Genomic DNA, 13,617 nt, shown 5'->3' with positions numbered 1-13,617 from the left:
TTCGGGCGATGCCGCCCTACGGCGATCTGCTCTAGATGTTTGGTCCCGGGATATGGTGGTGCGGGTCATGGATGAACCTGGAGGGCTCCTCCGTCCAGGCTTTGCAAATGGCTTCGTAGGGGGTGAGACCTCGTAGGGTTTTCAGCCGACGGGCAAAATTGTAGGCGGCGCCAACGTGTTGCATGGGTCAGCGGTGTGGACGCACGTAGCCCTACCCGCGCTCCGGGTCATGCGGTGCGGACATACTCCGGGCGTCCGAGTTCGAGCGTGCGGTTCAGCACATTGGCGGCGATGGCCACCTCGGTGGCCTGACGCCCGCCGGTTTGCGACCGGAGCCCGTCGCCGAGGACGCGTTTCCATCTTGAGACGTCGGCCTCGACCAAGGCACGCCAGTTGTACCCCGACGCTCGCTGCCAGCCCATGCGGCCGCGCTCCGCGATGCATTGCAGGTGGCGGTCGCGCTGTGTCGGCGCGGTCTCGGCTGCCGCGCTTGGCACCGCGTTCACGCGTGGTGGCACGATGACGGCCGCCTCGGGATGCCGTACCGCGACCTCGGCATAGACGTCGTCGCGGTCGTACGCGCCGTCGCCGGTAAAGGACGCCACCGGGCCGTCAACCTGGTCGAGCAAGGGGCTGACCTGCGAGCCATCGTCGGCATTATGGTCTGTGAGTTCGGCCGCGACGATCCGGCCCGTGTCGGCGTCCGTGGCGGGATGCAGTTTCCGCCACGATCGGCGCCGCTTGCTGCCGTGCTTCTCCGCCAGCCATTCGTCAGGACACAGAGCTTCAGTCCCGTGCTGTTCACCAGCAGGTGCAGGGGCTCGTTCCCCGCCTTCGGCCGCAGCACCGGCAGCGTCTCAGCCCGGCGGCTCGGGGTGGAGTGGTCGGGCACGGCGAGGTCGAGACCGAGCAGCTGCAAGATGGACCCGATCAGGCTCTCGGTCTGGCGCAGGGCCAGGCGGAACACCGATCGCAGAGCCAGAGCCGTCGTGATCGCCAGGTCCGAGTAGCGCGGCTGCCCGCCTCGAGAGCTGCGCGACGTCGCGCGCCACGCTTCGATCGCCTCTGCCGTGACCAGATCGTCAGGCTGCCGCGGGCCCGCAGGCCAGCGTCGTAGGCGGCCCAGTTGGTAACCCGGTGTCGCTGCTTCGGAATATGGTGACGGCGGTCGGCCTGGGCATTGTGCGGCAAGGGGCTGTCCCCGAACGGAGGAGGGGACCGGCCCCGGCCTCATCCTATCCGAAGCCGCCCAACCGGGCGATCCGTGCAACAACATCACGGACAATGCTCCAGGCGGCGTTGGCAGCGCGACTGGAGGCGATCCGGTCTGGTGAGCCCTTGACCAAGACTGCGTATTGCGAACGGCGCCTGATGTCAGGGCCTGATCAATGGACATGCTCACCCGCGGTAATCTTAATCAACGGGTCCAAGGTTCGAATCCTTGTGCGCCCACCATTTCCCGGCACTTCCGGGGCGGTGGTTCCGACGTTCCGATGGGCGTTCCATTGCTTGCCCGCGGCCGTTTCATTCCTCCCGCCGGCCTTCCCTCTCCTGATCCTGCCTTTCCAGCCGTCTCGTCGCTTGCGGCGGGGGCGCCAGCCGCTCGAATGCGGCGCGGCACCGAGGCCGGCGCTTGAAGGGTTGCCGTGCAGTGAAGCGGTTTCGGCGAAGCAAAGCCGTATGGTAAACCCTCCGCAAGGAATGGCCGGGGCGGTGGGCGGTGCAGGCAGCAGGCTGCGAGCGGGACGGCACTTCACCAGGGCGAGGCCGGCGACGGGGAGCGGCGTGGCGGCGCGTCCTGCCGCTGCTCATCTTCCTCGCCGGCTGCGACAGCCACGAGGACGAACTGCCACCGGAGGAGCCGCCGGCCGTGACCGTCGCCCGCCCGGTGCGGCGCGAGGTGACCGACTGGGACGAATACACCGGCCGCTTCGTCAGCGTGGAACGGGTGGAGGTCCGGGCGCGGGTCAGCGGCTACCTGGACAGCTTCGCCTTCACCGACGGCCAAGTGATCGAGCGAGGCGACCTGCTGTTCCGCATCGACCCGCGCCCCTTCCGCACGGCGATCGTGGATGCCGAGGCGCGGCTCGCCAGCGCCCGCTCCCAGCTCACCCTGTCCGAGCGGGAATTCGAGCGGACGCGCAACCTGCTGACCGCCCGCGCCGCCTCCGAGGCCAATGTCGAGCAGCGCGTCCAGGCGCTGGAGGCTGCCCGCGCGGCGGTGACCCAGGCGGAGGCGGCGCTGCAGCGCGCCAAGCTGGACCTGGAGTTCACCGAGGTCCGGGCGCCGCTCTCCGGCCGCATCGGCCGCCATCTGGTCAGCCCCGGCAATCTGGTCTCGGGCGGGGAGGGGAGCGGCGCGACGCTGCTCGCCACCATCGTCACCCTGGACCCGATCGATTTCAGCTTCGACATCGACCAGTCGGCGGCGCTGCGCTACCAGCGCCTCGCGGTCGGCGGCGGCCGCCCCTCCTCGCGCGACATGCGGAACCCGGTCCAGCTCGCCCTGGCCGATGAGACGGGCTTCCCGCATCGCGGCGAAGTGGTCTTCGTGGACAATGAGGCGGATTCCGGCACCGGCACCATCCGGCTGCGCGCCCGCTTCTCCAACCCGAAGGATCTCTTCCTCCCCGGCAGCTTCGCCCGCATCCGCCTCGTCGGCAGCGCGCCCTACCAGGCGCTGCTGGTGCCGGATGCCGCCGTGGCCACCGACCAGTCGCGCCGCATCGTCTATGTCGTCACGGAAGGCGACCGGCTGCAGATGCGCCAGGTGCAGCTCGGCCCGATGCATGACGGCATGCGGGTGATCCGCCACGGCCTGGACGGCAGCGAGGAGGTGGTGACCAGCGGCCTCACCCGGGTGCGGGCCGGCCAGGCGGTGGTGCCGCAGCGCATGCCCGCCCCCACGCCCGCGGCGCAGGCGGAGGCACGGCCCTGAGCAATCTCGGCGTCCTCTCGGTCCGCCAGCCGGTCCTGGCCTGCGTCCTCTCGCTGGTCCTGCTGATCGTCGGCGGGCTCTCGCTGCTCTCCCTGCCCATCTCCGAATATCCGGATGTGGCGCCGCCCACCGTTGTCGTCGCCACCTCCTACCCCGGCGCCTCGGCCCAGGTGGTGGCGGATACGGTGGCGACGCCGATCGAGCAGGAGGTGAACGGCACCGAGGGCATGCTCTATATGTCCTCGCAATCCACCGCCGATGGGCGGATGGTGCTGACCGTCACCTTCCGCCTGGGCACCGACCCGGACCGGGCGCAGATCCTGGTGCAGGGGGCCGTCTCCACCGCCCTGCCGCGGTTGCCGGAGGAGGTGCGGCGCTGGGGCGTGACGACGCGCAAGCTCGCCACCGACCGCCTGATGATCGTCTTCGTCAGCTCCCCCGATGGCAGCTACGACCAGCTCTACGTCTCCAACTACGCGCTGCGTCAGGTGCGGGACGAGCTGCTGCGGATCGACGGCATCGGCGATATCGACATGCAGGGGGCGCGCGACTACGCCATGCGCGTCTGGCTCGACCCCGGGCTGATGGCGGCCAACAACATCACGGCGGAGGACATCGTCGCCGCGGTGCAGGCGCAGAATGCCGAGGTGGCCGGCGGCCAGATCGCCGAGCCGCCGGTGACGGACCAGGCCTTCCAGCCCAACCTCACCTTTCGCGGCCGGCTGGCCGATCCGCTGGATTTCGAGCGCATCGTCATCCGCGCCGGGGCCGACGGCCGCCTGCTGCGCCTCGGCGATGTCGGGCGGGTGGAGCTCGGCGCCGCCTCCTACACCACCGCCAGCACGCTGCAGGGCCGTCCGGCCGTCGCCCTCGCCATCACCCAGCGCCCCGGCTCCAATGCGCTCGCGACGGCGACCGAGATCCGCGAGCGCCTCGCCGAGATCGCCCGCGACTTCCCCGCCGGCATCACCGCCGAGATCGCCTACGACCCCACCCGCTTCGTCGCCGACAGCGTGCACGAGCTGGTGCGGACGATCGGCGAGGCGGTGGGGCTGGTGGTTCTCGTTGTGCTGCTCTTTCTGCAGAACTGGCGCGCCGCCACCATCCCGATCCTTGCCATCCCGGTCTCCCTCATCGGCACCTTCGGGGTGATGATCGCGCTCGGCTTCACACTCAACGTGCTGACCCTGTTCGGGCTGGTGCTGGCGGTGGGCATCGTCGTCGATGACGCCATCGTGGTGGTGGAGAATGTGGACCGCCACCTGAAGACCGACCCGACGGTGGAGCAGGCGGCAACGCGGACGATGCGGGAGGTGGGCGGGGCGCTGATCTCCATCGCCCTGCTGCTCTGCGCCGTCTTCGTGCCCACCGCCTTCCTCGAGGGGATCACCGGGCGGTTCTTCCGGCAATTCGCCGTCACCATCGCGGTGGCCACCGCGCTCTCCTGCTTCTGCTCCCTTACCCTCAGCCCGGCCCTGGCCACGCTGATCCTGCATCGGGAGGAGGAGGGCCCCCCGCGGCGTCCGCCCGGGGCCTTGCGGCGGGCGGTGGGCTGGGCGCTGGACTGCTTCAATGCCGGCTTCGACCGGCTGGCGGAGGGCTATGGCGCGCTCACCCGCCGCGTCGCGCCGCAGGCGGGGCCGATGCTCCTGCTCTATGCCATGCTGATCGCCGGGGTGAGCTGGCTGCTGCTCACCTCCCCGCAAGGCTTCGTGCCGGCGCAGGACCGCGGCTACGCCATCGTCTCCATCGAGCTGCCGGGCGGCTCCTCCCTGATGCGCACCACGGCGGTGGTGGAGGAGGCGGTGGAGATCGCGCGGGAGGTCCCCGGGGTGGCCCGCGTCGCCGGGTTGGCAGGCGTCTCCGGCGCCACCAATACCGCCGGCAGCAACCAGGGCCAGCTCACCGTGGTCTTCACGCCCTTCGAGGCCCGGCGGGAGCGGGAGCAGAGCGCCGCGAGCATCCTGGCGGCGCTGCGCCGGCGCCTCGCGGGGCTGCAGGAGGCGACGGTGCTGGTCATCCCGCCGCCGGCGGTGCCCGGCCTCGGCAGCGGCGTCGGCTTCGCGCTGCGGCTGGAGGACCGCACCGGCCGCGGCACCGCGGTGCTGGCGGATGCGGCGCAGCAACTGGTCACGACGCTCAACCGGACGCCGGGCCTGACCGGGGTCTACACCCCCTTCAGAATCGACTCGCCGCTGATCGCCGTGGATATCGACCGCACCCGGACGGAGATGCTGGGCGTGCCGGTGGCGCGGCTGAGTCAGGCGATCGAGACGCTGCTCGGCTCCTCCTACGTCAACGACTTCACCGCCTATGGCCGCAACTGGCGCGTGGTGGCGCAGGGGGCGCCGGAATTCCGGCGGGAGGCCACGGATCTGGCGCGGCTTTATACTCGCAACGCCGAGGGGGCGATGGTGCCGCTGGCCAATGTGATGTCCATGCGCGACATCACCGGGCCGCAGCGCGTGCCGCGCTACAACCTCTACCCCGCCGCCGAGGTGGCCGGGGAGATCAGGCCGGGCACCGGCTCCGCCGCCGCGCTCCGCCTCGTCGAGCGGACGGCGCGGCGGGTGCTGCCGGACGGCATCGGCTTCGAATGGACCGACCTGTCCTACGAGCAGCGGACCAGCGGCAATGCGGGGCTGCTGGTGTTTCCGCTCTGCGTGCTCTTCGTCTACCTGGTGCTGGCGGCGCAGTACGGCTCCTGGAGCCTGCCCTTCGCCGTCATCCTCATCGTGCCCATGTGCCTGCTGACCTCGACGCTCGGCGTGCGGTTCCTCGGGCAGGACGTGAACATCCTGACGCAGATCGGCTTCGTCGTGCTGGTCGGGCTGGCGGCGAAGAACGCCATCCTCATCGTCGAATTCGCCCAGGCGCAGGAGGATACCGGCAAGAGCCCGCTGGATGCGGTGGTGGAGGCCTGCCGGCTCCGGCTGCGCGCCATCCTGATGACCTCGCTGGCCTTCATCCTCGGCGTGCTGCCGCTGGTGCTGGCGGAGGGGGCGGGGGCGGAGATGCGCCGCGCGGTGGGCGCGGCGGTGTTCTTCGGCATGATCGGCGTGACGCTGTTCGGGCTGCTCTTCACCCCGGTCTTCTACCTGGCGATCCGCCGCATCACCGGGCCGCGGCGCTCCAAGCTCTACATGATGAAGCGGCGGAACGCCTGACGGGCCGCCTTGCCTCGGCGCGGTGCGCTTGCGCCGACCGCGCCGGCGGGAAACCGCCCTGGCGCTGCGGCCTGCCGCAGCGTCCGGGGCGCCGGGCGACCCCCGCCCGGCGGAACATGCCCTATGCGTTGAGCGCCGCGCCGATCTCGCCCTGGCGGCCCGGCACGCTCATCGCGACCGCATCGCCGACGCGGCGGAGATCGATGTCGATCCGCGCCTCCCCCAGCGCCAGGCCGCGCAGCGCCACGCGGTCGAGCCCAGCCGGGATCTCCGGCCGGTCCAGCCACACCACCCGGGCCTCCGGGTTGAAGCTCAGCCCCAGGCAGGCGCCGAGCAGCCCGATCGGCGCCGCCGCCGCCCAGGCCTGGGGGGCGCAGGCGACCGGATAGGCGGTCGGGCCATGGCCGCGCCGCCGGGGAAAGCCGCAGAACAGCTCCGGCAGCCGCCGCAGCTCCAGCCGGCCCGCCGCCGCCGCCAGCCCTTCCAGCAGCCGCGCCGTCGCGGCGCGGTGACCATAGCGCGCCAGGCCAAGGCCGATCAGCGCCGTATCATGCGGCCAGACCGAGCCATTGTGGTAGGACATCGGGTTGTAGCGCGCCTCCGTCGTCGCCAGCGTCCGGATGCCCCAGCCGGAGTGGAAGGTGCCGCCCAACAATTGCCGCGCCACCAGCGCCGCCCGCTCCGGCGAGGCGATGCCGCCGAACAGCGCATGCCCGGCATTGGAGGCGCGGACCCGGCAGGGCCGCTTCGCCCCGTCCAGCGCCAGCACATAGGTGCCGAGCCGGTCGCACCAGAACGCCGCCTCGAACCGCTCGCGCAGCGTCTCCGCGCGGGCCTCCAGCGCCGCCGCGCGGCCCGCCGGCAGGCCCAGCGCGCGGGCGATGCGCGCCCCGGCGCGGAAGGCGGCATAGGCGTAGGCCTGCACCTCGCACAGCGCGATCGGGCCCTCGGCCAGCGTGCCATCCTCGTGCGAGATCGAGTCCCAGCTATCCTTCCAGCCCTGATTGGCGAGGCCGGTGGCGGTGCGGCGGCCATATTCGATGAAGCCGTCGCCGTCCCGGTCGCCATGGGTCTCGATCCAGCGCAGCGCCGCCTCGAGATGCGGCCAGAGCGGCCGCAGCACCTCCGCCTCCCCGGTGCGATCGAGCCAGGCGCCGGCCAGGGCGACGAAGAGCGGGGTGGAATCGACGCTGCCGTAGTAGCGGCGGAACGGCACCTCGCCGAGCTCCGCCATCTCCCCGGCGCGCATCTCGTGCAGGATCTTGCCGGGCTCCGCATCGGCCGCGGCGTCCTCCGCGCCCGCCTGCAGCGCCGCCAGCCGGCGCAGCACGCCGAGCGCGATCGCCGGGTCGAGCCAGAGGGTCAGCCAGGCAGTGATCAGCGCGTCGCGCCCGAAGACGGTGCTGAACCATGGCACCCCGGCATAGGGGTAGGGGCCCTCCGGCGTCTCCGTGGTCAGCAATTCCAGGTCAGCGACGGAGCGGCCGAGCATCTCGTTGAAGATGGCGTCGGAGGTGGTGGCGGCGGCCATGCGAGCCAGGGCGGTCCGGCGGCTCCGCCTGCCCTCGCGCAGCGCCCGCAGCAAGGCCGCGGCCGGCAGCTCCGGCGGCAGGCCGGGCGCCGGGTTGCAGGAGACCTCCACCAGGATGCTCCGCCGCTCCCCCGGCGCGAGGGTCAGGGCGAAGTGTGCCTGGCCGGCCTCCAGCCGGTCCGGCGCCGGGTGGAAGCGCAGCCGCGTGGCGCGCCGCCTATGGTCCAGCCCGACATAGGCCAGGGTGACGCCATCCGGCGCCAGCCCGGGCGCCTGCAGCGTGCCGCGGCGCGGGCGGCGCTCGCCGCGGACCTCGAAAAGGTCGGCGAAATCCGCGGCGAACTGGATGTCGAGCGCCAGCCGCACCGGCCGGTCGGCGAAGCTGCGGATGCCGATGCGCTCGTAGCAGGTGCCGCGATGGATGAATTTGGTGCGGCGGATATGCACGCGGTCCCGTTCGATGGCCGGGCCGCCCTGCGCTGCGTCCAGGTCGGGGTTCGTCAGGTCGCAGCTCAGCAGCGCGCCGTCGTCGGACACGGCGGAGCTGAGCACCAGCGGCGTCGTCCCGGCGATCCGCAGCTCGAGCCGGGAGAGGTGGCGGGTGTCGCGGTGGTAGAGACCCTGCGGCGCACCCGGCTGCGGCCGGGCGTCGCCGCTCTGGTCGAGCACGGCGAAGGTGTCGTCATGCTTCAACACCCGGAGCTGGCGCTCATGCAGGCTGACATCGGCGGTGATGGCGTGCGGGTCCGCCTCGGTGACAGCGGGGGCGGTCATCATTCCCATATTTTGCCTCTGGTCGTCACATCGCGGGGCCAGCGGCGCCCGCGCTTCGGTCCGGCCTCAACGCGCGACGGCGGGCGCGGGCGCGCCCGCGCCGGCATTATCCGAGGAGGCCGTCCGCGCCGTTCCCCGGGAGGTGCCGAACCGGATCAGCCAGGTGAGTCAGCCGCCGGGCCGCCGGCGCCTCCCGGCCGCTCCGGCGGGCGAAATCGGCATAGAGGCGGAGATAGTCATTCGCCATCCGCCTTGCGGTGAAGCGCCGCTCGAAGGCGCGGCGCACGCCATGGCGGTCGATCTCCTCCAGGCGTTGCACCGCCGCCACGGCCGCATCCTCGTCCGGCACGATGAAGCCGCTCACCCCGTCCTCCAACACCTCGGGCACCGAGCCGCGGGGGAAGGCGATGACGGGCGTGCCGCAGGCCATGGCCTCGATCATCACCAGACCGAAGGGCTCCGGCCAGTTGATCGGGAAGACCAGCGCGGCGGCGTTGCCGAGGAACTCGCCCATCTCCGCCTGGCCGATCTCGCCGATGAACTCGATGCCGGGGCCGTCGAGCAGGTGCCGGATCTCGGAATCGAAATAGGCCTGATCCACCCGGTCCACCTTGGCCGCGATGCGCAGCGTCCGGCCGGTGCGCTGGGCGATGCGGATCGCGCTGTCGAGGCCCTTCTCCGGGCAGATGCGGCCGAGGAAGGCGAGGTAGCCCTGATGCCGCGGGTGCAGGCTGAGCAGCTCCGCCGGCAGCCCGTGATACACCGTGCCGACGAAGCGCCCCATCGGCAGGGGCAGGCGCTGGTTGTTGGAGATGGAGACCAGCGGCGCCTCGGGGAAATGCCGGAACAGGGAGTCGAGCTCCGGCAGGTCCATCCGGCCATGCATGGTGGTGAGGTGCGGCACCCGCGTCGCCATGAAGGCCGGCAGGTGGGCGTAGTCGATATGGGCGTGGATGATGTCGAATTCATCCGCCCGGGCCAGCACCTGCTGCACCATCTGCACATGGAAGGCGTTCGGGTCGCGCATCATGTCGGCCAGCCGCAGGGAGCGGGGGACGATGGGGACGAGGCGCGCATCGGTGCGGCTGTCGCCGCTGGCGAAGAGCGTCACGTCATGGCCGAGGGCGACCAGCTCCTCGGTCAGGTAGGAGACGATCCGTTCCGTTCCGCCATAGCACAGTGGCGGTACGGCCTCGGCCAGGGGGGCGATCTGGGCTATGCGCATGCCGGGTCGCTCCAGGCCGTGCCGCGTTGTGCCGCGGCAGTCTGCCCGGGACCGGTGCCCGCCCGGTCCGATCGGCATCCGAAGCGCGGGCGGGCCGGCCGGCCGCCGTGCGGCGCTGCCACGCCGTCGGCGTCTCCATCGCCCAAGCGCCAGGCCGCGCTGAACCGCGGCCTGTGGCCCACCACAGACCTGCATTCCATGCAGGGATCTCCTCCAGTGTCCCCGCGACAATGATCCGGAGGGGCCTGGGTTGCATCGGAGACGCCCCGGCAAGGATAATTTGCGGTGACACCGCGCCGTCCCATTGCCCGGCGGAACGGCCAGCCCGGCCGGGGCGCTGGCCCTCGGCGGGCGGCTAGATGGGTGGTCCCGAAATGCGGTGGCGCGTTCTGCCGTGAGCAGGAGGACGCGCTATGGCAGCAGGTCTTCACGGCGCAGCCCGCACGACGCCGCGGGTTCGAGCCGAACTCCAAACGTTACAAGCACCGTCCCGCCCGCCATGTCAGGCGCCCGTGGTCCGGACGGCCGCCGGCATCACGCCCCGCCCTTGAACCCTGTCGCCACCACGTAGAGCTCCGCGCTGTCCTTCCGGCTGGCCGGCGGCTTGGCGTGGCGCACCGTGGCGAAGCGGCGCTTCAGCGTCTCCAGCAACGCCTTCTCCGTCCCGCCCTGGAACACCTTGGCGACGAAACCGCCGCCCGGTGCCAGCACCTTCAGCGCGAAATCCAGCGCCAGCTCCACCAGGCCGATGATGCGCAGATGGTCGGTCGCGTTGTGCCCGGTGGTGTTCGGCGCCATGTCGGACAATACGAGGTCGGCCGGCCCGTCCAGCGCCGCCAGCACCGCTGCCTCCGCCGCCGGATCCTCGAAATCCCCCTGCAGCAGAGTAGCGCCGGGGATCGGGTCCATCCGCAGCAGGTCCAGCGCCACCACCCTTCCGGCGCCACGCTGCACCGCCACCTGGGTCCAGCCGCCCGGCGCAGCGCCGAGATCCACCACCCGCTGGCCCTTCTTCAGCAGGTGGAAGCGCTCATCCAGCTCGATCAGCTTGAAGGCGGCGCGGCTGCGGAAGCCCTGCGCCTGGGCGGCGCGCACATAAGGGTCGTTGAGCTGGCGCTCCAGCCAGCGCTGGCTGGCGGTGCTGCGGCCCTTGGCGGTGCGCAGGCGCGTGGTGAGGCCGCGCCCGCCGGGCGGTGGCAAGGACATGCGAATCGGGTTCCTTCAGCAGCCGCGGCGATACCCGGCCTGGCGTCCGCCCGCCCGGTCGGCGCGGATCATGCGCATCAGCATGCCCTCGCGCAGGCCACGATCGGCGACGGTCAGCACCGGCACCGGCCAGAGCTGGCGGATGGCAGCATAGATGGCGCAGCCGGGCAGGACGAACTCCACCCGCTCCGGCCCGACGCAGGGATGCGCGGCAAGGCCCGCACGGCCCAGGGCGAAGAGATCCCCCAGCGCCTGGTCCGCCGCCGCCCGGTCCAGCCGACAGCCATCCACCAGCGGGCGGCGGTAGCGGGGCAGGGCGAGCGCGACGCCGGCCAGGGTGGTGACGGTGCCGCTGGTGCCGATGAGGCGGACGCCGCCCGCCCGGATCTCCTGCCCGATGCAATGCACGCGGTCGAAGGCCTCGAGCTGCGCCGCCACCTCCTCCACCACCGCGGAAAAGCCGGATTCGGTGAAGCAGGAGGAGCCGACGCGCTCCGCCAGGGTGACGACGCCGAGGGGGAGGGAGATGTAGCCGATCAGCTCCGCGCTGGAGGCGCCATGGCCGGAGCGGACGCGGATCCAGGCGATTTCCGTGCTGCCGCCACCGATATCGAAGAGCAGGGCGCGGCGGTCCCCCTCCTCGAGCAGCGGGGTGCAGCTCTCCATGGCCAGCTCCGCCTCTTCCCGGGCGGAGATGATGCGGGGGCGGAGACCGGTCGCGGCCTCGACGCGGGCCAGGAAGGCGGGGCCGTTGCCGGCGCGGCGGCAGGCTTCCGTCGCCACCGCCTGCAGGGCGCGCACCGGGCGGCGATGCAGCTTTTCCGCGCAGGCCGCCAGGGCACCGAGGGCGCGGTCCTGGGCGGTCTCGGAGAGCAGGCCGGTGGCGGCCAGGCCTTCGCCCAGCCGGACGATGCGGCTGAAGCTGTCCAGCACCCGGAAGCCGCTGCCGCAGGGGGCGCCGATCAGCAGCCGGCAGTTATTGGTGCCGAGATCGAGCGCGGCATAGGCCGGCGCCCCGCCCTGACGCAGCAGCGTCGGCGCCTGAGGCAGGCATTCCCGCGCCGTCGCCGGGGCGGGATGCACGGGGCCCCCCGCTGCCGGGAGACCGATGGGAATGGCGTCATCGGGCATGGTTGAGCCAAGGTTGCGGGCGCGGTCTCGTCGCGTCCCTCCATGATCCGGTGATGTGGGGGCCCGGGCAAGCGCTTTCATCCTCCGGGCAGTTGCGGAGCCTCGAATGAAGTGGTAGCACCCGCCTCCGCCCGGGCAGGAACGCCAGGGCGACCCCGGGTGACCCGGTGGGGGATAGTTTAACGGTAGAACTCCCGACTCTGACTCGGGCAGTCTTGGTTCGAATCCAGGTCCCCCAGCCACCCCGACCCTTCCACCGGCCCCAGCTTCATCGGCAACGGCGCAGGCCGGCAGCGGCATGAAGGGTGCCATCCCGGGACGGTCCTCCACCGGCGTCGTCGTGGTTCGGCGCGCCGTGGCCGTTCCGCTCATCCCTTGGTCATGCTTCCGGCCGCATCCTGTCCGGCGATCGCGGTCTCGGTCCCGGTCCCGCCGCGGGGCCTGCCTGTCGATCCAGCCGGAGGCAGGGATGAAGCTGGCTTGGGGCATCTATCTTGCGGGTGCCTCCTACCCCAAGGATGCACGTATCGAGGCCGAGGTGACGCGGCGCATCGCCCCCGTCTTCGGCCGCTGGACCAGCCAGCAGAGCCTGCTCGACGAGGCCTCCGGCAGCCGGTTCGAGGGCAATCCCGGCCGCCGCCTTGCCGGCCTCAGCCGTGTGGTGCCCTACGATGCCGCCGCGCGTGGCCTGGTGCTGCTGGGCCGCTCCTCCGGGGGCCGCGTCGCCACGGTCTTCGCCGGCCTCCGGCCGGTCAGCGCCGTCATCTGCCTGGGCTACCCCTTCCGCCACCCGACCGGGCCGCGCGAGCCGGAGCGCTTCGCGCATCTCGCGCATATGACGACACCGACGCTGATCCTGCAGGGCAGGTCTGATGTCTATGGTGGCGCCTCGCTGCGTCAGGACTACCCGCTCTCGGACCGGGTCCGGCTCGAATTCCTCGATTGCGGGCATGAGTTCCAGCTCGACCCGCAGGGCTGGGACCGCGTCGGCGACCGCATCCTCAGCTTCCTGGCCGCGTTGCAGAGGTGACGGCCCCGGCTGCTGCCCGCGTGCCAAGCCGAGTCGTCCTTGCTATGCTCCGCAGCCCGGATGAACCGGCGGGAGGGAGAACAATGCCCGAGAACAGCTTCCGGCCCGAGCAGGACATCATGCGCATGCTGGCCGAGTTCCGCCTGCCCGCAATGCCGGATCTCAACATGTTGGCGACCGCCCAGCGCCGCAACCTGGAGGCCCTGTCCGCCGCCAACCGCGTGGCGCTGGAGGGGGCCCAGGCGGTGGCGCGGCGGCATATGGAAATCCTGCAATCCGCCATGGCCGAGATGACCGAGGCGATGAGCGGTCTCTCCTCGCAGGAGACGCCCCAGGCCAAGGCCGCCCGCCAGGCGGAGCTGCTGAAGGCCACCTATGAGAAGGCCGTCGCCAACATGCGGGAGGTGGCGGAGCTGATCCAGAAATCCAATGCCGAGGCGCTGTCCCTGCTGAACCAGCGCTTCGCCGAGGCGATGGACGAGGTCAAGCAGCTCATGACCAAGCAGGGCTGATCCTGCTCCCACGAGCCGCCGGCGCCCGCCAGACTCATGGTTTCCAAAGGCCTTTCGGCCTTTGGTAGGGGGAGTTTGAGGGGGACGACGTCCCCCTCAAGCC

8 protein-coding genes, 1 tRNA gene and 2 pseudogenes are annotated in these 13,617 nt (G+C 71.5%); 5 read left to right on the top strand and 6 right to left on the bottom strand.

All coding sequences use genetic code 11. The annotated features are described in order from the left end of the window. Positions 1-31: 31 nt before the first annotated feature. Both NJ376_RS07415 and NJ376_RS07410 read right to left on the bottom strand, forming a co-directional pair. Positions 32-166, bottom strand: a pseudogene (locus tag NJ376_RS07415) (IS481 family transposase); the annotation flags it as partial. Positions 167-227: 61 nt separating this feature from the next. Next, positions 228-1,191 (bottom strand): annotated as a pseudogene (locus NJ376_RS07410) (IS5 family transposase). 679 nt (positions 1,192-1,870) lie between these two features. Here NJ376_RS07410 and NJ376_RS07405 point away from each other — a divergent pair. Beyond that, positions 1,871-2,938 carry an efflux RND transporter periplasmic adaptor subunit gene (locus NJ376_RS07405; RefSeq protein ID WP_252952607.1) on the top strand — a complete coding sequence of 356 codons (1,068 nt, stop codon included), beginning with the start codon at positions 1,871-1,873 and terminating at the stop codon, positions 2,936-2,938. Then, complete coding sequence (locus tag NJ376_RS07400; RefSeq protein WP_252952669.1) at positions 2,935-6,105, top strand: efflux RND transporter permease subunit; 3,171 nt, start codon at positions 2,935-2,937, stop codon at positions 6,103-6,105. The genes NJ376_RS07405 and NJ376_RS07400 overlap by 4 nt, the downstream gene beginning before the upstream one ends. A gap of 121 nt (positions 6,106-6,226) precedes the next feature. Here NJ376_RS07400 and NJ376_RS07395 read toward each other — a convergent pair whose 3' ends face one another. The 4 genes from NJ376_RS07395 to NJ376_RS07380 all read right to left on the bottom strand — a co-directional run bounded on the left by NJ376_RS07395 (position 6,227) and on the right by NJ376_RS07380 (position 11,924). Continuing rightward, complete coding sequence (locus NJ376_RS07395) at positions 6,227-8,410, bottom strand: amylo-alpha-1,6-glucosidase (protein ID WP_252952606.1); 2,184 nt, start codon at positions 8,408-8,410, stop codon at positions 6,227-6,229. 106 nt (positions 8,411-8,516) lie between these two features. Then, on the bottom strand, positions 8,517-9,635 hold the full coding sequence (locus NJ376_RS07390) for a glycosyltransferase family 4 protein (protein ID WP_252952605.1): 1,119 nt from the start codon (positions 9,633-9,635) through the stop codon (positions 8,517-8,519). Between the two features lie 534 nt (positions 9,636-10,169). After that, positions 10,170-10,841, bottom strand: a complete 672-nt coding sequence (locus NJ376_RS07385; RefSeq protein ID WP_252952604.1) for an RlmE family RNA methyltransferase — start codon at positions 10,839-10,841, stop codon at positions 10,170-10,172. A gap of 15 nt (positions 10,842-10,856) precedes the next feature. Further along, complete coding sequence (locus tag NJ376_RS07380) at positions 10,857-11,924, bottom strand: Ppx/GppA phosphatase family protein (protein ID WP_370288050.1); 1,068 nt, start codon at positions 11,922-11,924, stop codon at positions 10,857-10,859. Between the two features lie 216 nt (positions 11,925-12,140). Between NJ376_RS07380 and NJ376_RS07375 the strand changes: the two genes are divergently transcribed. The 3 genes from NJ376_RS07375 (at position 12,141) to NJ376_RS07365 (ending at position 13,514) form a co-directional block, all read left to right on the top strand. Beyond that, positions 12,141-12,214 (top strand) — tRNA-Gln (locus NJ376_RS07375). Positions 12,215-12,441: 227 nt separating this feature from the next. Continuing rightward, positions 12,442-13,002 carry an alpha/beta family hydrolase gene (locus NJ376_RS07370; RefSeq protein WP_252952603.1) on the top strand — a complete coding sequence of 187 codons (561 nt, stop codon included), beginning with the start codon at positions 12,442-12,444 and terminating at the stop codon, positions 13,000-13,002. A gap of 83 nt (positions 13,003-13,085) precedes the next feature. Continuing rightward, positions 13,086-13,514, top strand: coding sequence for a phasin family protein (locus NJ376_RS07365; protein ID WP_252952602.1), 429 nt, complete (start codon positions 13,086-13,088; stop codon positions 13,512-13,514). The last annotated feature ends 103 nt before the right edge of the window (positions 13,515-13,617 follow it).

This window comes from Siccirubricoccus soli, assembly GCF_024178315.1.
In the GTDB taxonomy this organism is placed as follows: Bacteria; Pseudomonadota; Alphaproteobacteria; order Acetobacterales; family Acetobacteraceae; genus Siccirubricoccus; species Siccirubricoccus soli.
This window is presented reverse-complemented; position numbering and strand designations above follow the sequence as displayed.